16 protein-coding genes are annotated in these 19,897 nt (G+C 66.8%); 12 read left to right on the plus strand and 4 right to left on the minus strand.

The genetic code is table 11. The features are described from left to right. Nucleotides 1–209: 209 nt before the first annotated feature. The gene (gene phaC, locus V5F68_RS09380) at nt 210–2,018 is read right to left on the minus strand and encodes a class I poly(R)-hydroxyalkanoic acid synthase (protein ID WP_394012296.1); all 1,809 of its coding nucleotides are present in this window, start codon (nt 2,016–2,018) and stop codon (nt 210–212) included. Nucleotides 2,019–2,217: 199 nt separating this feature from the next. On the opposite strand from phaC, the gene V5F68_RS09385 reads away from it, so the two are divergent. From V5F68_RS09385 to V5F68_RS09415, 7 genes are all read left to right on the plus strand, one after another. Next, a complete protein-coding gene (locus V5F68_RS09385; RefSeq protein ID WP_394012297.1) occupies nt 2,218–2,520 on the plus strand; it encodes a hypothetical protein in 303 nt (100 codons plus the stop codon). Then, the gene (waaF, locus tag V5F68_RS09390; protein WP_394012298.1) at nt 2,517–3,605 is read left to right on the plus strand and encodes a lipopolysaccharide heptosyltransferase II; all 1,089 of its coding nucleotides are present in this window, start codon (nt 2,517–2,519) and stop codon (nt 3,603–3,605) included. Before V5F68_RS09385 ends, waaF begins: the two co-directional genes overlap by 4 nt. A 57-nt stretch (nt 3,606–3,662) precedes the next feature. Then, nucleotides 3,663–4,880, plus strand: coding sequence for an LL-diaminopimelate aminotransferase (locus tag V5F68_RS09395; RefSeq protein ID WP_348848051.1), 1,218 nt, complete (start codon nt 3,663–3,665; stop codon nt 4,878–4,880). 24 nt (nt 4,881–4,904) lie between these two features. Then, nucleotides 4,905–6,200: a homoserine dehydrogenase gene (locus V5F68_RS09400; RefSeq protein ID WP_394012299.1), complete on the plus strand. Its 1,296-nt coding sequence runs from the start codon at nt 4,905–4,907 to the stop codon at nt 6,198–6,200. A gap of 3 nt (nt 6,201–6,203) precedes the next feature. Then, nucleotides 6,204–7,187, plus strand: a complete 984-nt coding sequence (gene glpX / locus V5F68_RS09405) for a class II fructose-bisphosphatase (RefSeq protein WP_394012300.1) — start codon at nt 6,204–6,206, stop codon at nt 7,185–7,187. A 164-nt stretch (nt 7,188–7,351) separates the two neighbouring features. Continuing rightward, the gene (gene recJ / locus V5F68_RS09410; protein ID WP_394012602.1) at nt 7,352–9,103 is read left to right on the plus strand and encodes a single-stranded-DNA-specific exonuclease RecJ; all 1,752 of its coding nucleotides are present in this window, start codon (nt 7,352–7,354) and stop codon (nt 9,101–9,103) included. 113 nt (nt 9,104–9,216) lie between these two features. Continuing rightward, nucleotides 9,217–10,155 carry an AEC family transporter gene (locus V5F68_RS09415; protein WP_394012301.1) on the plus strand — a complete coding sequence of 313 codons (939 nt, stop codon included), beginning with the start codon at nt 9,217–9,219 and terminating at the stop codon, nt 10,153–10,155. A gap of 103 nt (nt 10,156–10,258) precedes the next feature. Here V5F68_RS09415 and V5F68_RS09420 read toward each other — a convergent pair whose 3' ends face one another. Next, nucleotides 10,259–10,699 carry a hypothetical protein gene (locus V5F68_RS09420; RefSeq protein ID WP_394012302.1) on the minus strand — a complete coding sequence of 147 codons (441 nt, stop codon included), beginning with the start codon at nt 10,697–10,699 and terminating at the stop codon, nt 10,259–10,261. A 312-nt stretch (nt 10,700–11,011) separates the two neighbouring features. On the opposite strand from V5F68_RS09420, the gene V5F68_RS09425 reads away from it, so the two are divergent. From V5F68_RS09425 to dprA, 4 genes are read left to right on the plus strand one after another with little or no spacing between them, the layout of a single operon-like run. After that, nucleotides 11,012–11,959 carry an aspartate carbamoyltransferase catalytic subunit gene (locus V5F68_RS09425; protein WP_394012303.1) on the plus strand — a complete coding sequence of 316 codons (948 nt, stop codon included), beginning with the start codon at nt 11,012–11,014 and terminating at the stop codon, nt 11,957–11,959. Then, nucleotides 11,952–13,265: a dihydroorotase gene (locus V5F68_RS09430; protein ID WP_394012304.1), complete on the plus strand. Its 1,314-nt coding sequence runs from the start codon at nt 11,952–11,954 to the stop codon at nt 13,263–13,265. Before V5F68_RS09425 ends, V5F68_RS09430 begins: the two co-directional genes overlap by 8 nt. 33 nt (nt 13,266–13,298) lie before the next feature. Then, on the plus strand, nt 13,299–13,910 hold the full coding sequence (plsY, locus tag V5F68_RS09435) for a glycerol-3-phosphate 1-O-acyltransferase PlsY (RefSeq protein WP_348848061.1): 612 nt from the start codon (nt 13,299–13,301) through the stop codon (nt 13,908–13,910). 7 nt (nt 13,911–13,917) lie between these two features. Next, nucleotides 13,918–15,027 (plus strand): DNA-processing protein DprA, encoded by a 1,110-nt coding sequence (gene dprA / locus V5F68_RS09440; RefSeq protein WP_394012305.1) that lies wholly within the window; start codon nt 13,918–13,920, stop codon nt 15,025–15,027. Between the two features lie 18 nt (nt 15,028–15,045). On the opposite strand, the gene V5F68_RS09445 is transcribed toward dprA, so the two are convergent. Beyond that, nucleotides 15,046–15,279: a hypothetical protein gene (locus tag V5F68_RS09445; protein WP_394012306.1), complete on the minus strand. Its 234-nt coding sequence runs from the start codon at nt 15,277–15,279 to the stop codon at nt 15,046–15,048. Between the two features lie 197 nt (nt 15,280–15,476). Between V5F68_RS09445 and topA the strand changes: the two genes are divergently transcribed. Next, nucleotides 15,477–18,164, plus strand: coding sequence for a type I DNA topoisomerase (gene topA, locus V5F68_RS09450; RefSeq protein WP_394012307.1), 2,688 nt, complete (start codon nt 15,477–15,479; stop codon nt 18,162–18,164). 77 nt (nt 18,165–18,241) lie between these two features. Here topA and V5F68_RS09455 read toward each other — a convergent pair whose 3' ends face one another. Continuing rightward, nucleotides 18,242–19,744 (minus strand): MDR family MFS transporter, encoded by a 1,503-nt coding sequence (locus V5F68_RS09455; RefSeq protein ID WP_394012308.1) that lies wholly within the window; start codon nt 19,742–19,744, stop codon nt 18,242–18,244. Nucleotides 19,745–19,897 lie beyond the last annotated feature (153 nt).

Below are 19,897 nucleotides of genomic sequence, written 5' to 3' on the forward strand. Positions count from 1 at the left end.
GGGGTGTGCGGCAAGGGGGCGCCCGCCCAAAGAAGGCGGCCGCATGCTGATGTGGTCCGGGCGAGCGACGTCCGTGGCAGGACTATGCTGGATACACCAAAAACGTGCAATAAATAATATACACAACCTAATTGGTTGTGGCGCGTGTACCCTGCCGTCGCCGCGCCGGGGTTACGTAGCGTCGGTTAAGCTGGATTTTGATAAGGATCTTAGGAGCGTGCGCGCACGTAGCGGCCGGGGGCGTCTTCAATAGGTTGTAGAACGCCGCCGCCGGGTTCGCGGGCCGGAACCTCGTCCGCATGCATGGCGGTAAACCACTGCATCCAGTCCGGCCACCAGGAGCCGGGATGTTCCTGCGCAGCCCCGAGCCAATCCTCATAGGCCCCGCCCACCGAACCGCCGGTCCAATGCTGGTACTTCACCTTGGCGGGGGGATTCACGACGCCGGCGATATGCCCGGACCCCGCCAGCACGAAACGCACCGGGCCGCTCAGCAGGCCGGCGCCGATGAAGGCCGATTTGGGCGGGGCGATATGATCCTCGCGGGTGGCAAGGGCATAAACCGGGATGTTCACCTTATGCATGTCGATCGGCACGCCGGCGATCCGCGCGAGGCCCTTGGCGATGTTGTTTTCCAGGTAGCAATTGCGCAGGTAATAGGAATGGTTCGCCGCCGGCATGCGGGTGGAATCGGCGTTCCAATAAAGCAGGTCGAACGGGAAGGGCTGCTGGCCCTTCATGTAATTGTTCACCACGTAGGGCCAGATCAAATCGTTGGAACGCAGCATGTTGAAGGCGGAGGCCATCTTGCGGCCTTCCAGATAGCCGGTCTCCTGCATCTTGCGTTCGATGACCGCGAGTTGCTCCTCGTCCACGAACACCTTCAGATCGCCCGCGTGGGTGAAGTCGATCTGGGTCGTGAGGAAGGTGGCGCTCGGGATGCGGGTGTCGCCGGCGGCGGCCATATAAGCCAGCGTCACGGCCAGCAGCGTACCACCGACGCAATAGCCCATGGTGTGGACCTCATGCTCGCCGGTGGCCTTCTCGATGGCATCGAGCGCGGCCATGATGCCTTCGCGCATATAATCGTCGAAGCCCTTGGCGGCGAGGCGCGCGTCGGGATTGACCCAGGAAATGACGAACACCGTCAGGCCCTGGTCGACCAGCCATTTAATGAAGGATTTCTCGGGGTTGAGGTCGAGAATATAGAATTTGTTGATCCACGGCGGCACCAGGAGCACCGGCAGCTTCTTCACGTTCGGCGTGGTGGGCGCGTATTGGATGAGCTGCATCAGCTCGGTTTCGAATACAACCTTTCCGGGTGTGGTCGCCAGGTTGCGGCCGACTTCGAAGGCGGAGAGGTCGGTCTGGCGGATGCGCAGGTCGCCATTGCCCTCGATCAGGTCCTCGGTGAAGTGCTTCATGCCCCGCACCAGATTCTCACCATTGGAGTTGAGCGTCTCGCGCAGCAGCTCCGGGTTGGTGAGAATGAAATTGGATGGGGAAATGGCGTTGGTGAGCTGCCGGACCAGGAACTCAGCCTTGTGCTTCACATGGGGGTCGAGGCCATCGGCCTCTTTCACCATGGAATCGGCCCAGTGGGTGGTCACGAGGTAAGTCTGCTTCAGCGCGTCGAAGAAGGGATTCGAATTCCACTCCGGATCCTTGAAGCGCCCGTCCTTGGGATCCGGCGCGGTGACCGTCTCTGCCGCTTCGCCGGACATTCTCTTCAGCGCCGCGGACCATACCGAGATGTAATTGGTCATGAGGCGGGATTGCGCCTCGGCCGTGCGCTGGGGATCCGACATCCAATATTCCGCGACTTGGCCAAACGTCTTGAAGGCGTCGGCGATGTCGTCCGCCATATCGTCCTTCTTGATGCCGGCCTCGCGGGGGCGGATATAAGCCGCCATCGCTTTGCCGCCTTCCTCGATCAATTGAGCAAGGTTGCGGGCGAAGGCGTCCATATCGAGCCGGCCGGGGCGCGTGGCGGGTGTGAGGTCCTTTGGCGCGGACATGGTCAATCCTTGGGCGGCGCCCCGCCGGGAGTCGGATCTTTTTAAGAGATCGTGACGGGGCCTGTTTCGCGTTTCCTGCTTCGGGCATATTAGCGGGCCGCATGCCGAGGGGCGAGGTGCTTCGTCTGCGGCGGATGAGCGGCATGGAAGATTATGCGGGGAAAAGATGAATAGCGCGAGGCGCCAGACATTTTCGGCCATGCGCACACGCCGGCTCCTGTCCGTGCGCGCCTGCGCGGCCGTGTCCGGCCTGCTCCTGGCGCTTGCGCTTGCGGGCTGCGCGGGCGAATCGAGCATTCCCTTCCTGGAACCCAAGGTCCCCGACGTGCCGAAGGTGGAAGCGGGCAATTTCCCCAACTTCAGTGTTCCGCCCACTCCGCGCCCGCCGACGATGTCGCCCGCGGAATTGGCGAAGGTTCAGTCGGAGCTGGAGAATTCTGCAAACGATGCCCAGCGCCGGCTCCAGCAGGCTGACGCGGACGCACAGAAGGGTCAGCCGTGAGCTTTGCCGCGCGCACGGTGCCCGCTGAGGAAACGAACGGCGGCGCGCCTGGGTTGGAGAAGGCCCGCACCGGGCAAGAGGATCGCCCGGCATTCCTGATCGCCGGTTTCGGCGGCATCGGCGATCACGTGCGCTGTTTTGCGCTCGCCCGCCATGTGGCCCGCCGGTTTCCCGGCGTCGCCATCGATTTCCTCTGCCGCAGCCCCACCGACCGCCTGGTGCGCTTCGTGCCGGAGCTGCGCAAGGCCTGGGTCGACAATACCCCCCATCGCGCCCTCGGCCTGCGGCAGAAGCTGGATCTCGCGCGCCAATTGCGCGGCGAGAGGTATCGCCGGGTTTACGTGGTGAGCCGCACCTATAAGGCCGCCATCGTGCCTTTCCTCGCCGGCATCCCCGAGCGCGTCGGATGGTTTGGTGAGGGTCGTGTGCTGCTCATCAATCAGGTCCGCTGGGGCGAGCGGCAGATCCACGGTGAAACCGAGAAGGTCTGCGCCCTGGCGCGCGAGCCCGGGGAGGTGATGGAAGCCATTCTCCCGCCACGGCTCAAGGTGCAGCCCACCGATCTTTATGCGTGGCAGAAAAGCGCCCAGGCCGTGCCGGACGGCCGGCCGGTGCTGGCCCTGGCCCCGGGGGCATACAATGTGAAGCGGCTCTGGCCGGCGCAGCGTTTCGGGGAGATCGCCGCCGCGTTCGCGGCGCGCGGCTTTGCCGTATGGGTGCTCGGCGGACCGGCGGAGGCGGAGGCGGCGCGCATTATCGCTGCGTCGGCCCCAGTGCGCGATTTTACCGCAACCCCGCTCGAGGAGGCCGTCTATCAAGCCGCGAGCGCAAATGTGCTGCTCGGGAACGATTCGGGCATTTTGCATATGACGGCGGCGTTGGACGTGCCGTGCGTGGGCCTGTTCGGCCCGACCGTCTGTGCCATTACGGGCCCAAGCAATGCCTGCGTGCGAGAGGTGCGCCCCCCGAATGGCGGCCTTGACCTTACGCAAATCGCAACCCGGACGGTGGAAGATGCGCTTTTGATGCAAATCTCGCACTTGCAGCATTCGATGAGCACTTTTTCATTCACCGAACAGTGGTAGAACGCTCGTTCGCCGCGCCGGGAGAAGAAGGGCGCGCGGCTTGGGAGCTTGACTGAGATGACCGATTTCCACCGCATTCGCCGGCTGCCGCCTTATGTGTTCGAGCAGGTGAATCGTGTGAAGGCCGCCGCCCGTAACAACGGCGCGGATATCGTTGACCTCGGCATGGGCAATCCGGATCTCGATGCGCCGGCCCATGTGATCGAGAAGCTGAAGGAAACCATCGGCAAGCCGCGCACCGACCGTTACTCGGCCTCCAAGGGCATTCCCGGTCTGCGCCGCGCCCAAGCTGCCTATTATGCTCGCCGGTTCGGCGTGAAGCTTGATCCGGACCGGCAGGTGGTCGCGACCCTCGGCTCGAAGGAAGGCTTCGCCAACATGGCGCAGGCCATCACGGCGCCGGGCGATGTCATCCTGACGCCCAACCCGAGCTATCCGATCCACGCCTTCGGCTTCCTGATGGCGGGTGGCGTGATCCGCTCCGTGCCGGTGGAGCCGGATGCCGGTTTCTTTCATGCCATGGAACGGGCCGTACAGCATTCCATTCCCAAGCCCATCGCGGTGGTGCTTTGCTACCCGTCGAACCCGACGGCCACCGTCGCCAGCCTGGATTTCTATAAGGACGTGGTCGCCTTCGCGAAGAAGAACGACCTCATCATCCTCTCGGACCTGGCCTATGCGGAGCTCTATTACGGCGACACCCCGCCGCCCTCCGTGCTGCAGGTGCCGGGCGCCATGGACGTGACGGTGGAATTCACCTCCATGTCCAAGACCTATTCCATGGCCGGCTGGCGTATGGGTTTCGCGGTCGGCAACGACCGGCTGATCGCCGCGCTCTCGCGGGTGAAATCGTATCTCGATTACGGCGCCTACACGCCGATCCAGGTGGCGGCCACCGCCGCGTTGAACGGCCCGCAGGATTGCATCGCGGAGATGCGCGAGACCTACAAGCGTCGCCGCGATGCGCTGGTGGAAAGCTTCGGCCGCGCGGGATGGACCATTCCCGTTCCGGAAGCGTCCATGTTCGCCTGGGCGCCGATTCCCGAGCCGTTCCGCGCCATGGGCAGCGTGGAATTCGCCAAGCTTCTGATCGAGAAGGCGGAAGTGGCCGTGGCTCCGGGCGTGGGCTTCGGCGAGCATGGCGATGATTTCGTCCGCATCGCGGTCGTGGAGAACGAGCAGCGCATCCGCCAGGCGGCGCGCAATGTGCGTCGCTTCTTCGAGACCGCCGGCACCACGCTGCACAATGTCGTGCCGCTTAGCGCCGCCCGCTGATCGCATTAGGAAGTCCGATTTCCCATGAGTGACTTGAACGTGGGGCTGGCTGGCCTCGGCACCGTCGGCGTCGGCGTCGTGAAGATGCTGGCGGGCCAGGCGGCGGAAATTGCGGCGCGCACCGGCCGCACCGTGAAAGTGGTGGCGGTGAGCGCCCGCGACCGCTCGAAGGACCGCGGCATCGACCTTTCCGGTGTGCGCTGGCACGACGATCCGGTTTCGCTCGCGAACGATGCCGGGATCGACGTGTTCGTCGAGCTCATGGGTGGCGAAGGCGACCCCGCCAAGGCAGCGGTCGCCGCCGCCTTGGCCGCCGGCAAGCCGGTGGTCACCGCCAACAAGGCATTGCTGGCGAAGCACGGCATGGCCCTGGCCGCCGCTGCCGAGGCCTCCGGCGTTTCGCTGGACTTCGAAGCCGCTGTGGCCGGCGGCATACCCATCGTGAAGACCTTGCGGGAAGCGCTGGTGGGCAATCGCATCGCCCGCGTCTCCGGCATTCTCAACGGCACCTGCAATTACATCCTCACCCGCATGGCGGATGAGGGGCTTTCGTTTGAAACCTGCCTCGCGGAGGCCCAGCGCCTCGGCTATGCGGAGGCGGACCCGACCTTCGACATCGATGGGCACGACACCGCCCACAAGCTGGCCCTGCTCACTTCGCTCGCGTTCGGCACGCAGGTGGATGCGGATGCGATCTATGTGGAAGGCATCCGTTCGCTGACCCTGGCCGATCTCCAGGCGGCGGACGAGCTTGGCTACAAGGTGAAGCTGCTGGGCGTGGCCGTGCGCACCGACGATGGCATCGAGCAGCGCGTCCATCCCACCATGGTGCCCAAGCATTGGCCCATCGCCCAGGTCGCGGGCGTCACCAATGCGGTCGCGGTGGATGGCGATGCGGTCGCCCTTACCCTGGTTGGCCCCGGGGCCGGCGGCGCCGCGACCGCCTCCGCCGTGGTTGCGGATCTGGTGGATCTGGCGCGGGGCGCGCACGGCTATCCGTTCGGCCTGCCGAGCGCGGCCCTCCAGGTGCCGCGCCGGGCGCCCATGCAATTGCACGAGGGCGGCTATTACATCCGCCTCGCTGCCGTGAACAAGCCGGGCACAGCGGCCACTATCGCCGGCCGCATGGCGGACGAGGGCATCTCGCTTGAGTCCATCGTGCAGCACCGTCCCACCCGAAAGGGCGACGGCGAGCAGGCGACGGTGATCCTCATCACCTATGCCACCACGGAAGAGGCCGTGCGGCGTGCCGTGGCGGCGATCGAAGCGGAAGGCGTGATCGCCAATCCGCCCCAGGTGATCCGCATCGAGAAGGACTGATCCATGCCCGAGCCGCGCGCCGCCCAGGTGCTGGATCGCCGCTTTGCCCTCGAACTCGCTCGCGTCACCGAACGCGCCGCAGTGGCCGCGGCGCGGCTTCGGGGCCGCGGCGACGAGCAGGCGGCAGACGAGGCGGCGAGCGCCGCCGCTTATCGTGAACTCTCCAAGATGCCGCTGAGCGGGCGGGTGGTGATCGGCGAAGGCCTGGAAGGGGAGGTGCCCCATCTGTTCCTCGGCGAGGAGGTGGGCGAGGGTGGCGACGCGGTGGATATCGCCGTCGATCCGCTCGAAGGCACCACGCTGTGCGCGAAGAACATGCCCGGCTCCATCTCCGTGATCGTCATCGCTGAGACCGGCTCGCTGCTCGCCGCGCCGCCGGTCTACATGGAAAAGATCGCCATCGGCCCCGGTTATCCCGAAGGCATTGTCTCGCTCGCGGCGACGCCGCAGGAAAACATCCAGGCGCTGGCGAAGGCGCGGGGGATCTCTCCCTCGGAGATCACCGCATTGGTGCTCGACCGCCCGCGTCACGCCGCGCTGATCGAGGCGGTTCATGCGGTCGGCGCCTCGGTGAAGCTGATCACCGACGGAGACGTGGCGGGAATCATCCACACCACCAATCCCCAGGATAGCGGCGTGGACATCTATCTCGGCAGTGGCGGCGCCGCTGAAGGCGTGCTGGCGGCGGCGGCGCTGCGGTGCATCGGCGGCCAGATGGAAGGCCGGCTCGTGCTCGACAGCGAAGCCAAGCGCGCCAAGGCCAAGCAGATGGGCATCCGCGATTTCTCGCGCATCTACAAGCTCTCCGAGATGGTGCGCGGAGATTGCCTGGTGTCGGCCACCGGCGTTACCAACGGCGCGCTGCTCGAAGGCGTGCGCTTCGGCCGCGAGGTGATCGAGACCGACACCGTGCTCATGCGCTCATCCACCGGCACCGTGCGGCGGGTGAAGACCGAGCACCGGGATTTTTCCAAGTTCGTGTTCTGAGGCACGGCGGGGCCTGCCCCGGCGGGCGCGTGCTTTCCTCACCTCCTGCCCGGTGATCGCATGCGCGCTCTCGACGCCGGAGTGTGGCTCTGGCTTCATGGGGCGTGACCGTGCATCCGACGAATCGCCCCTTTCTCGGCGTCACCACCTCCGCCACCGGGCGGATGTGGCGTGACCGGCTGGACCTGCGCGCCGCCCAGAGCGCGCTCGCCATCACCCAGCGCTATGATCTGCCGGAGCTTCTGGCGCGCATCCTCGCCGGGCGCGGGGTCGCCATCGAGGATGTGCCGGCCTATCTCGATCCCGCCATCCGCACGCTTCTGCCCGATCCCAACACGCTGACCGACATGGAAGCGGCGGTGGAACGCCTCGCCGCCGCCGTCTGCACCGGGGAAACCGTAGCGGTCTTCGGAGACTACGACGTGGACGGCGCCACCTCCACCGCTTTGCTGGTGAGCGTGCTGCGCGCCGGCGGGCTGGACCCGCTGTTCCATATTCCCGACCGCATTTTCGAAGGGTACGGCCCGAACATCGCCGCCATCGAGCAATTGGCGGCGCGCGGCGTGACGCTGCTGGTCACGGTGGATTGCGGCACCACCAGCCTGGAGCCACTCGCCGCCGCGCGGCGCATCGGCCTCGATGTGGTTGTGATCGACCATCACCAGGCCGGCGAGACCCTGCCCGAGGCCGAGGCGATCGTGAACCCGAACCGGGAGGACGATCTTTCCGGCCTGGGGCACCTGTGTGCGGCGGGTCTTGTATTCGTCACCATGGTCGGCCTCGTGCGTCGCCTGCGTGAGGAGGGGCACTGGACCTCCGATCAGCCGGCGCCGGACCTGCTCGCATCGCTCGATCTCGTGGCGCTCGGCACGGTGGCGGACGTGGTGCCGCTCGTCGGCCTCAACCGCGCATATGTGACGAAGGGGTTGATTGCCCTGCGCCGGCGCCAGCGGCCGGGGCTCACCGCCCTGATGGACGTGGCGCGGCTCGACGGGCCGCCGCGCCCCTGGCATCTCGGCTTCCTGCTCGGCCCGCGCATCAATGCCGGCGGCCGCATCGGCGATGCGACACTCGGCACGCGCCTGCTGCTGGAGCAGGACCCGATGGAAGCCAAGGTCATGGCGGCCGAACTCGACCGCCTCAATACCGAGCGCCAGGAGGTGGAGCGCGCGATCCTCGCCAGCGCGGAGGCGGAGGCCTTCGCGGCACATGGCGATGAGGCGGGCGCCGCCGTGGTGGTGAGCGGGGAGGGCTGGCATCCCGGCGTGGTGGGGCTTGTGGCCTCGCGCCTCAAGGAGCGCTTCAACCGCCCGGCGCTCGCCATCGCCTTCCTCGGCGAAATCGGCACCGGCTCGGCTCGCTCCATCCCCGGAGTGGATCTCGGGCGCGCGGTTCGCGGCGCGGTGGAAGCGGGATTGCTGGTGAAAGGCGGCGGGCACGCCATGGCCGCGGGCCTGACGGTAGAGCGCCGCCGGCTCGGCGATCTGCGCGCCTATCTGGAAGCGGAGCTTGCTGAAGCCGTCGACCGCGCGCGATCGGAAGGCGCGCTCACCATCGATGCCGCCCTGACCGCCTCTGGCGCGACCCCATCGCTGGTCGATCTGGTGGCGAAGGCCGGGCCCTACGGCGCGGGAAATCCCGAACCCGTTTTCGCGTTTCCCGCACACCGCGTCTCCTATGTGGAAACCTTTGGCGCCGGCCATCTGCGCGCCCGCCTGACCGCGCGCGACGGCTCAACTTTGCGCGCTGTTGCCTTCCGCTGCGCCGAGGAGCCGCTCGGCCGTGCGCTGATGGAACTGCGCGGGCGCACTGTGCATGTGGCGGGTTCGCTCGATCTCGACCATTGGCAAGGCGAAGCCCGTGTCACGCTGCGCCTGCGCGATGTCGCGGAAGCGGGACCCGACGGGCAAGGATGAGCCTTCGCGCGGCGTTTGCTTGAGTCGCCGTCGAAGCCGGCGCATGGAAGGAAAGCTCTTGGGCGCGTTTCGAATCGCCCGCGTCGTCCTTCCCCTTGCGTCCGCGGTCGCCCATGGAAACCATTCTCTCAGCGCTGCTGCCAGTCGTCGCCGTGGTGGCGCTGGGCCTGGGTTTGCGCAAATGGGTGCTGCCGGATCCGGCCCATTGGGTCGGCATGGAGCAAATCACCTATTACGTTCTCTTTCCGGCGCTGCTGTTTGTTTCGGCGATCCGTGCGGACATGTCCCGCGTGAGCCTGCTCGGCACCGTCGGCGCGATGGGGCTCTCGCTCGCCGTGCTGTGCGGGGGGCTGTTGGTGGTCCGTCCGTTTCTGATGCGCCGGCATGGCATCGACGGACCGGCATTCACCGCCGTGTATCAGGGCACGGTGCGCTGGAACACCTATGTCGCGCTCGCCTTGGCGGACGGCCTCTATGGCGCCTCGGGCGTTGCCGTAGCGGCGGTGATGCTGGTGTGCCTCATTCCGGCGATCAACGTGGTGGTGGTCGCGGTGATCGCCCGCTATGCGGGCGCGGAGCCCCCGACCGCTGGGCGTATCGTCCGGCAATTGGTGAGAAATCCCCTTATCGTATCCTGCGTCGCCGGCGCGGTAATCAATATGCTGCACGTGCCGGTGCCGACCGTGGCCCTGGAAGTGGGGAATATTCTGGGACGCGCCTCGCTCGCGACGGGCTTGGTGGTGGTGGGCGCCGGCGTGGGGCTGAAGCATCTCGCCCGGCCGAATGCGGCGGTTCTTTACAGCCTCGTGCTGTGCCTCCTGGTCAAGCCCGCCTTGGCGCTGGCGTTTGGCCTGCTGCTCGGCCTCAAGGGCATGGAACTGGCCGTGGTGATCGTCATCTGTGCCGTGCCCTCGTCGCCGGCGGGCTATGTGCTGGCTCGTCAAATGGGCGGCGACGCGCCTTTGCTGGCGCAGATCTTGACCCTTCAACTTATCGTCGCGGGAATCACCCTGCCGCTCGTGATCGCCGCGGCCCTGGCCATCGGCGGGTGAGGTGCGCCCGCTCAGGTCGCGCCGAGATCATCGGTTCAGGAGTGGCGCAAAAGAAAAGGGCGGCCAAAGCCGCCCTTGGATCCCTGAAGCTAAGCTGCACGCCTCAGCAGGCGCCCCAATAGCCATTGCCGTGGGTGTCGGTGGGAAACCAGCATCCGCCACGGGCCTGCGGCGCATAAACCACGGGCGGCGCGGGCGCGTAGAGGGCCGGCGGGGGCGGGGCGTAATAGACTGGCGGGGGCGGCGGGGGTGCGCTTGCCGCACCGGCGATCGCGGCCGCGCCGAGAATGCCGAGCGCGATGCCCGCGCCGACCGCCGCGCCATTGTTGTTATTGTTGTAATAGCGGCCGCAATTCCAGCAGCCGCCGCGGCCATAGCCATAGCGGGGCCCCCAGTATTGAACCTGGGTGACGCCATTCGGCACCGCTGCGGAGAGGCTCGCCGCGCCGGTGCCGATGGCGCCGGCCATCGCCGGGGTCAGCGAAATCACGCCAAGGGCCGCCACCAGCCCCAGCGCCGCGACCTGCTTGGTGAGAATGGACATGGTGAACATCTCCTGAACGTTGCGGTGTCCCGCGCTCAAACCTAGAGCTACGAGAGCCGTTTCAATTGGTATCGGCCACGATCTAAGCCGAATTGTGTCTGCGCTTTCGAGGATTAATACTGCGCCGCACCGCGTGAATGCGCTGTGAATGAACAATGGCGGCGAAACGTCAAATTTCTGTTCTCCACGGCCAACAAGAGACCGGATAAAGATTAGGGGGAAAAATGGCGGCGGGAATCGGTGAATGGGCTGTGGCTCATCCCGTTCCGCCCTTGCGGCTTGGGCCGAGTGTGGTTAAGCCTGCCGCCTGCCATGCATCCTTCTCCCGCCTTCACCCTTGATCGCCGCGACCTGATCGGCATCGAAGGTCTTTCAGCCGGCGAGATCGTCGGGCTGCTGGATCTCGCCGAGGAATTCGTCGACCTCAACCGGCAGATCGAGAAGAAGCGCACCACGCTGCGCGGACGCACGCAGATCAATCTGTTCTTCGAGGCCTCCACGCGCACGCAATCCTCCTTCGAGATCGCCGGCAAGCGCCTGGGCGCCGATGTGATGAACATGTCGGTGGGCACCTCTTCGGTGAAGAAAGGCGAAAGCCTCATCGACACCGCCATGACGCTCAACGCCATGCATCCCGACATATTGGTGGTGCGCCACCATGCCTCCGGCGCCGTGGCGCTGCTGGCGCGCAAGGTGGATTGCTGCGTGGTGAATGCCGGCGACGGCGCGCACGAGCATCCCACCCAGGCGCTGCTGGATGCGCTCACCATCCGCCGCAACAAGGGGCGGATCCAGGGGCTGACGGTCGCGATCTGCGGGGATGTCCTGCATTCGCGCGTGGCGCGTTCCAACATCCACCTGCTGGCGACGCTCGGCGCGAAGGTGCGGGTGATCGCGCCCTCCACCCTGCTACCGAGTGGGATCGAGCAGTTCGGCATCGAGGTCCATCGCTCCATGGACAGCGGGCTTGAGGGGGCGGATATCGTGATGATGCTGCGCCTCCAACGCGAGCGCATGGCCGGGTCTTTCATTCCCTCGGTGAAGGAATATTTCCACTATTTCGGCCTCGACCAGGCCAAGCTTCGGCGCGCCAAGCCCGATGCCCTGGTGATGCATCCCGGCCCCATGAACCGCGGCGTCGAGATCGATTCCAGCGTCGCCGACGGGCCGCAATCCCTGATCCGGGAACAGGTGGAAATGGGCGTCGCGGTCCGCATGGCGGTGCTCGATGCCCTGGCGCGGAAACTGCCCAATGCGTGAGCCCGTCCGTCCCTCGGAAGTGCGCCCGGTGGTTCTCGCGAATGCGCGGGTGATCGACCCCTCGCGCGGCTCGGATTTCCACGGCGACGTGCTGGTGGTCGGCGGCCGGATCGAGGACAGCGCGTTCGGCATCGCGGCCGCCGGCGTCCCGGATGGCGCGGAAATCGTGGATTGCCGGGGCGCCATCGTCGCGCCCGGCCTCGTCGACATGCGTGCCTTCGTGGGCGAGCCGGGGGCCGAGCATCGCGAGACCCTGGCCTCGGCCAGCCGGGCGGCAGCGGCCGGCGGCGTCACCACCATCGTGTGCCAGCCGGACACGGACCCGGTGGTGGACGATCCCGCCATCGTCGATTTCATCCTCCGCCGCGCCCGCGACACCGCGATCGTCCGCGTCCACCCCATGGCGGCCCTGACCAAAGGGCTGAAGGGGGAGGAGATGACCGAAATCGGCCTGCTCCAGGCGGCTGGGGCCGTGGCCTTCACCGACGGGCCGCATTCGCTCGGCAGCGCCCAGGTGCTGCGTCGCTGCCTGACCTATGCGCGGGATTTCGATGCGCTGATCGTGCATCACACCGAGGACGCCTCCATGTCCCAAGGGGCCATGAACGAGGGCGCATTCGCCACCCGGCTCGGTTTGCCGGGCAATCCGAAATCGGCTGAAACCATTGTTCTGGAACGCGATCTGCGGCTGGTGGACGGGGCGCGCGGGCGCTATCACGCTGCCGCCATCACCTGCGCCGAGTCGCTGGAGGTTCTGGCGCGCGCGAAGCAGGCCGGGCTTCCGGTCACCGCCTCCGCCAGCATCAACCACCTCAGCTTCAACGAGCTGGATATCGGCCAGTACCGGACCTATTTCAAATTGAACCCGCCGCTGCGGAGCGAGGATGACCGGCAGGCGCTCATTCACGCGCTGGCCTCCGGCCTGATCGACGTGGTGGTGTCCGATCACATCCCGCAGGACGTGGAAATGAAGCGGCTCCCCTTCTCGGAGGCGGAGCCCGGCGCCATCGGCGTGGAGACGCTGCTTTCCGCGGCGCTGCGGCTGGTGCATTCCGATCAGGTGGACATCGTGAACGTGCTGCGCGCCCTCTCCACCCGGCCCGCGGAACTGCTCGGCCTGCCGGTGGGAACCCTGCGTCCCGGCGCGCCGGCGGATCTCGTGGTGTTCGACCCCGATATGCCCTGGCTGGTGGACCCCGCGCAGCTCAGCTCGCGGTCGCGCAACACGCCGTTCGACGAAGCCCGCATGACCGGGCGCGTGCTACGCACCCTGGTTGCCGGGCGAACGGTGTACGAATACGTTTGATCGGTCGGCCTTGCCGGCGCGTGAGGCATCTGCATGCAGCTTTCCTGGACTCTCGCCTTGCCCTGGAGCCTGGCGGCGCTGGCCCTCGGTTATCTCCTGGGCTCGATCCCGTTCGGCATTCTGATCACGCGCATCGCCGGCACGCGTGACATCCGCACCATCGGTTCGGGCAACATCGGCGCCACCAATGTGCTGCGCACCGGCCGCAAGGACCTTGCCGCGCTCACCTTGCTGGGAGACGCCCTGAAGGGCACGGCGGCGGTGCTCATCGCCCGCGCCTGGCTGGGGGAAGACGCGGCGCTCGCAGCCGGCCTCGGCGCGTTTTTCGGGCATCTGTTCCCGGTGTGGCTCGGCTTCAAGGGCGGCAAGGGGGTCGCGACCTTTCTCGGCGTCGCGCTGGGGCTGTATTGGCCGTCCGCATTGGTGTTCGCCCTGGTCTGGCTCGGTATCGCCGCGCTCACGCGCTATTCCTCGCTCTCGGCCCTCATTGCCTCGGCGGCGACGGCGCTGTGCGCCTATTTCGCGGCCGGGCCCAAGATGGGGCTGCTGATGGCGGGCCTTGCCGTGCTGCTTTGGGCGAAACATCACGCCAACATCGCCCGCCTTCTTTCGGGCACCGAAGGCCGCATCGGCGCGAAGGGCTGACCGCACCATGGCACGGCGGGGCGTCACCCTCTCGCCCCGGCAGCGCGCCGATTGGCTGCGGCTGATCCGGACCGAACAGGTGGGGCCGCGCACCTTCCGGGCGCTTGTGAACCAGTTCGGTGGCGCCGCCGCGGCTCTGGAGGCCCTGCCGTCTCTCGCGCGCAAGGGCGGGCGGCTGATTCCGCCCCGCGTTCCGACTCTGGCCGAGGTCGAGGACGAAATCGCGGCCCTCGCGCGCATGGGCGGCCGGCTGGTCGCCATGGGCGAGGCGGATTATCCCCATCCCCTTCAGGAGATCGACGATGCGCCGCCACTGCTGTGCGTGCGCGGCGCGGGCGAGACCTTAAGGGCGCCCAAGGTCGCCATCGTCGGCGCGCGCAATGCCTCGGCCGCGGGGCGTACGCTCGCCGGCCGATTCGCCCGTGACCTTGGGGCAGCGGGATACGCGGTCGTGTCCGGGCTGGCACGCGGCATCGATGCCGCCGCCCACGAAGCCAGCCTCGCAAGCGGCACCATCGGCGTATTCGCCGGCGGCCTGGCCCGGCCATATCCGCCGGAAAATCTCAAGCTGATCGAGGCCGTCGCCGAGCGCGGCGCGCTGGTGTCGGAGATGCCGATCACTTGGGAGCCGCGCGCGCGGGATTTTCCCCGCCGCAACCGGCTCGTGTCCGGCATGGCACTCGGGGTTGTGGTGGTCGAGGCGGCGGAGCGTTCCGGCTCCCTCATCACGGCTCGCCTCGCCGCGGAACAGGGCCGGGAGGTGTTCGCGATACCCGGCTCGCCCCTGGATCCGCGCGCGGGGGGCACCAATGCCTTGCTGAAGCGGGGCGCGACCCTCGTGACCTCCGCCGCCGATGTGGTGGAGGCGCTGACCCCCCTGTTCGCACATCCGCCGGCGCAGGATCTCGAAGCGCCCGCACCGCCTCCCGATCCTTCTCCTCCCGACGACACGGTGCGCGCGCGCATCGCTGAACTGCTCGGGCCGGTGCCGACGCCGATGGACGATCTGGTGCGATTCTCCGGGGCCAGCGTCAGCGATGTGCAATGGGTGCTCCTGGAACTGGACCTGGCGGGGCGCCTGGAGCGACATGGCGGAGGATTGGTGAGCCTGCGTTAGCTGTTCCGCGCGCGCCGTCTATTCGCGCGCGTCGCGCGCGCCTTGGCCTTTCTCGTGGGCGCTCCCGCTTTCACCCAAAGGTGACGGTTGTGCGATACCACGCGCTTCCATCCTCGACATTTCCAGCAAATAGGCGAGAGTGGGCAGCCGGTGCCGCCGTGCCAGGCGGGACAATTCTGTAGTCAGTGACGCCACATAGGCGGCGAACTCTGCGGCCTGGTCCTCGTTGAAGTCTTCGCGCGCCCCAGACATCCCGACATCCTCTTGCCCTGTCCACAGGTGCGCATCCTGCGAGTTAGGGGACGTTAAACAAGCTACTCAGGGTTGTATTAGGCGAAAGAGCCTGCGGAGAGGGGTCACGTCGCCGGCAGATTTGACAGGCCGGGCATCGCACCCCATGTTGCCGGCGCCGCCAGGGGCCGCGGCGATTTCAAGAGACAGCAGCCGTCATGCAGGTCGTCATCGTCGAATCGCCCGCAAAGGCGAAGACGATCAACAAATATCTTGGTCCGGATTACGAGGTCATCGCCTCCTACGGACACGTCCGCGATCTCCCGTCGAAGGACGGCTCGGTTGACCCCGAGGCCGACTTCCGCATGCTATGGGAGGTCGATCCGAAATCGCAGAAGCGCCTGAGCGACATCGCCAAGGCGGTGAAGGCGGCCGATGGGCTGATCCTCGCCACCGACCCGGATCGCGAAGGCGAGGCGATTTCCTGGCACGTGCTCGAGGTGCTGCGCGAGAAGAAGGCGCTCAAGGGCCAGAAGGTCGAGCGCGTTGTCTTCAACGCCATCACCAAGCAGGCGGTGCTTGAGGCGATGAAGCAGCCGCGCGCGATCGACATCGCGCTGGTGGATGCCTATCTCGCCCGCCGCGCCCTCGACTATCTGGTGGGCTTCACCCTTTCCCCGGTGCTGTGGCGCAAGCTGCCGGGCGCCCGCTCGGCCGGCCGCGTGCAGTCCGTGGCGCTTCGCCTGGTCTGCGACCGCGAGCGGGAGATCGAGACCTTCGTTCCGCGCGAATATTGGTCCATCGTCGCCCAGCTCGCGACGCCGCGCGGCGAAACGTTCGAAGCGCGCCTCTCCGGTGCGGATGGCAAGAAGATCACGCGCCTGTCCGTCGGCACGGCCGAGGAAGCCGCTGCCTTCCGCGCATCGCTGGAGAGCGCCGCCTTCTCGGTGCGCAATATCGAGGCGAAGCCGCTCAAGCGGCATCCGCAGCCGCCGTTCACCACCTCCACCTTGCAACAAGAGGCGAGCCGCAAGCTCGGCCTTGCGCCGGCCCGCACCATGCAGATCGCCCAGCGCCTGTATGAAGGCGTGGACATCGGCGGCGAGACCGTGGGCCTCATCACCTATATGCGAACCGACGGCGTAGACATGGCGCCGGAAGCGGTGGCGGCGACGCGCAGCGCCATCGGCAAGCAGTTCGGCGACCGCTACCTGCCGGCCGTTCCGCGCAAATACACCACCAAGGCCAAGAACGCCCAGGAGGCCCACGAGGCCATCCGCCCCACCGATTCCCATCGCAGCCCGCGCGAGGTGGCACGCCATCTCGATACCGACCAGGCCCGCCTCTACGAACTGATCTGGACCCGCACGGTTGCGAGCCAGATGGAATCGGCGGCGCTGGAACGCACGACGGCAGACATCGTTGCCCAGGCCGGCGCCCGTGCGCTGGACCTTACCGCCACCGGCACGGTGGTGAAGTTCGACGGGTTCCTGGCCCTGTATCGCGAAGGCAAGGACGACGACGACGAGGACGAGGAGAGCCGCCGGCTCCCCGCCATGTCGACGGGCGAGAAGCTGGACAAACGCGAGATCGCCACCACCCAGCATTTCACCGAGCCGCCGCCCCGCTTTTCGGAAGCCTCGCTGGTGAAGCGCATGGAGGAGCTCGGCATCGGCCGGCCTTCCACCTATGCGGCCGTGCTCGCGGTGCTGCAGGACCGCGAATATGTGAAGCTGGAAAAGAAGCGCCTCGTCGCCGAGGACAAGGGGCGGCTCGTGACCGCCTTCCTGGAGAGCTTCTTCAAGAAGTACGTGGAATACGACTTCACCGCCGACCTGGAGGAGAAGCTCGATCGCGTGTCCGCCGACGAGGTGGACTGGAAACAGGTGCTGCGCGAATTCTGGGCGGATTTCTCGCTCGCGGTCGATGCCACGAAGGATCTGCGGGTCTCGCAGGTGCTCGACGCGCTCGACGAGATGCTGACCGCGCACATCTTCCCGCCGAAGGCGGACGGCACCGATCCGCGCCTGTGCCCGACCTGCGGCACCGGCCGGCTCTCGCTCAAGATGGGCAAGTTCGGCGCCTTCATCGGCTGCTCGAACTATCCCGAATGCCGTCACACCCAGCCGCTCAGCGGCGAGGCCCCTCAGGAAGGCGAAGGCACGCGCAAGCTCGGGACCGATCCCGAGAGCGGGCTTGAAGTGACCATCCGGGACGGGCGGTTCGGCACCTATTTGCAATTGGGTGAAGGCGTCGACGGCGCCAAGCCCAAGCGCTCCAGCCTGCCGAAGGGGCTGAAGCCGGCCGACGTGGACCTGGAAAAAGCGCTGGCGCTGCTGGCGCTTCCGCGCCCCATCGGCGTCCATCCGGAAGATGGCGAACCCATTCTCGCCGGCATCGGGCGGTTCGGACCCTACATCCAGCACGGCAAGGTCTATGCGAATCTGGAGGATGGCGACGACATTCTCGCCATCGGCCTCAATCGCGCGATCACCTTGCTGGCGGAGAAGCAGTCCAAGGGCAGGGGCGCGCGCGGCGGGGCCACCGCAGGCCGCAATCTCGGCGACCATCCGAGCGGCGGCGCGATCACCGTGCGGCCGGGCCGGTTCGGACCTTACGTCAATCATGGCAAGATCAACGCGACCTTGCCCAAGGCGCTCGATCCGGACCAGCTGACGCTGGCGGAGGCGATCACGCTGATCGACGCCAAGGCGGCCACCGCTCCCGCCGGCAAGACCGCGCGCAAGGCGCCGGCGAAAACCGCCGCCAAAAAGAGCGCGGCCCCGAAGAGCGCGGACGAGAAGCCAGCGAAGGCTGCCGCCAAGAAACCAGCGGCCAAGAAAACGGTCGCCAAGAAAGCTGCGGCGAAAAAGCCGGCGGCAAAGGCCAAGTCCGCCGAATCCTAGGCCGCCGAAGCCCAAGTCCGTGGCCTCCTAGGCCGCGGCGAAAACGGAACGGACTCCGGCCGCCCAGGCCGGTGTCTTCACTCCGCCAAAGCGGGGACCTCGTCGGTGTCCCGCACGCTCCGGCGCAGGGGGCGCTCCTCCATGGCAATGAGGAAGCCGAGGCCGCAGAGCATTGCCGCCGCCGCCGCACCGAACACCAGATGGAACGCATGGCTCAGCAGCGCCGGGTCGGCATTGTGGGCGAGGGTGGCGATATCGCCCTGCTGCGACACGCCCAATGCTCCGAGCAGGACCGCGCCGAGCATCGCCACGGACACCGCGCTCCCAAGCGCACGGAAGAAGTTGGAAGTGCCGGTCGCGGTGCCCAATTGATGTGGCAGAACGGCGTTCTGGATCGCCACCGTGGAGACCGGCAGAACGGTGCCGATGCCGATCCCCATCAGCCCGAGCAGGACCAGCCAGAGGATGATCGGCGTGTGGTCCGGCAGCAGCGCCAGCGTGACGAGGCAGGTGCAGGAGACGGACAGCCCGATCATGGCCGGCAGCTTGTAATGGGTGAGGTGGGCCATCGCCCGGCCCGAGATGACCGCGCCGAGCACCACGCCCGCCGATTGCGGAATCAGCGCCAGGCCAGATTGGCTGGGTGTGAACAGGCGCACCGTCTCGAAATAGAGCGGCACGTTGATCGACAGCGCGATCATGATTCCGGCGACGAAGAACACCGAGCTGACGCTCATGCTCACCACCCGGTTGGCGAGGATCGAGAGTGGAAGAAACGGTTCCGGCGCCGTCTTCATGCGCCACACGAAGGTCACGGACAGCACGAGCGCGGTCGCGAACAGGCCGAGGATGAGTGGGGACGACCAGGGATAGCGCACCCCGCCCCAGGTCAGCGCCAGCAGCAGGCTCGTTGTGGAAGCGATCATGAGCACGCCGCCGAGCACGTCCACCTTGTGGCGCCGCTCGTGGCGGGGCAGGCGGCGCAAGGTCCTGTCGGTCATCAGAAAGGCCGCGAGGCCGAGCGGCAGGTTGATCCAGAAGATCACCGACCAGTGCAGATGGTCAGAGATGACGCCACCGAGCACCGGCCCCGCGATGCTGCTGGCGGCGAACACTCCTGCGATGTAGCCCTGGTAACGTCCCCGTTCGCGCGGCGAGACCACGTCCGCAATGATGGTCTGCGACAGCGAGATCAGCCCGCCACCGCCGAGACCCTGCAGGCCCCGCGCCAGGATCAGCACCAGCATGGACGGGGCAAGCGCGCAGGCGAGCGAGCCCAGCATGAAGACGCCGATGGCGAACATCAGCACCACCCGCCGCCCCAGCACGTCGCTCATCTTCCCGTAGAGCGGCGTTACGGCCGTGGAACTGAGCAGATAGGCCGTGACGACCCAGGACAGGTTGACGAAATCGTTCAGGTCCGAGCCGATCGTGGGCAAGGCGGTGGCGACGATGGTCTGGTCCAGCGCGGCGAGCAGCATCGCCAGCATGATGCCGACGATGATGGTGAGGATTTCCGCGTGGGCGAGGGACGGCGAGCCGGAAGATGCGGAACTGGACGGTTCGGAAGAGGCGCTCATGAAACACTCATGGGAAGGCGGCTGAGCCGCGCGAGCCCGAACAACGCAGGCTTCTATAGGAAAGGCCGGCACTTTCTGCCTTCCGCGCCTTGGGTTCAATGCCGAAGACGGTTATTTGATACCGAAGTGACCCTGCTCGCTTTTTCGTGACAC

Origin of the sequence: Roseixanthobacter pseudopolyaromaticivorans, from assembly GCF_043195145.2 — a bacterium.
GTDB lineage: Bacteria > Pseudomonadota > Alphaproteobacteria > Rhizobiales > Xanthobacteraceae > NCEH01.

Bases quoted from the DNA above. Each gene is read 5' to 3' on its own strand.
- V5F68_RS09455 (WP_394012308.1), bottom strand. From the start codon at position 19,744: ATGAGCGCCTCTTCCGAACCGTCCAGTTCCGCATCTTCCGGCTCGCCG.
- phaC (WP_394012296.1), bottom strand. From the start codon at position 2,018: ATGTCCGCGCCAAAGGACCTCACACCCGCCACGCGCCCCGGCCGGCTC.
- dprA (WP_394012305.1), top strand. From the start codon at position 13,918: ATGGCACGGCGGGGCGTCACCCTCTCGCCCCGGCAGCGCGCCGATTGG.
- V5F68_RS09425 (WP_394012303.1), top strand. From the start codon at position 11,012: ATGCATCCTTCTCCCGCCTTCACCCTTGATCGCCGCGACCTGATCGGC.
- recJ (WP_394012602.1), top strand. From the start codon at position 7,352: ATGTGGCGTGACCGGCTGGACCTGCGCGCCGCCCAGAGCGCGCTCGCC.
- V5F68_RS09420 (WP_394012302.1), bottom strand. From the start codon at position 10,699: ATGTCCATTCTCACCAAGCAGGTCGCGGCGCTGGGGCTGGTGGCGGCC.
- V5F68_RS09395 (WP_348848051.1), top strand. From the start codon at position 3,663: ATGACCGATTTCCACCGCATTCGCCGGCTGCCGCCTTATGTGTTCGAG.
- plsY (WP_348848061.1), top strand. From the start codon at position 13,299: ATGCAGCTTTCCTGGACTCTCGCCTTGCCCTGGAGCCTGGCGGCGCTG.
- topA (WP_394012307.1), top strand. From the start codon at position 15,477: ATGCAGGTCGTCATCGTCGAATCGCCCGCAAAGGCGAAGACGATCAAC.
- V5F68_RS09385 (WP_394012297.1), top strand. From the start codon at position 2,218: ATGCGCACACGCCGGCTCCTGTCCGTGCGCGCCTGCGCGGCCGTGTCC.
- V5F68_RS09430 (WP_394012304.1), top strand. From the start codon at position 11,952: ATGCGTGAGCCCGTCCGTCCCTCGGAAGTGCGCCCGGTGGTTCTCGCG.
- V5F68_RS09400 (WP_394012299.1), top strand. From the start codon at position 4,905: ATGAGTGACTTGAACGTGGGGCTGGCTGGCCTCGGCACCGTCGGCGTC.
- V5F68_RS09415 (WP_394012301.1), top strand. From the start codon at position 9,217: ATGGAAACCATTCTCTCAGCGCTGCTGCCAGTCGTCGCCGTGGTGGCG.
- V5F68_RS09445 (WP_394012306.1), bottom strand. From the start codon at position 15,279: ATGTCTGGGGCGCGCGAAGACTTCAACGAGGACCAGGCCGCAGAGTTC.
- glpX (WP_394012300.1), top strand. From the start codon at position 6,204: ATGCCCGAGCCGCGCGCCGCCCAGGTGCTGGATCGCCGCTTTGCCCTC.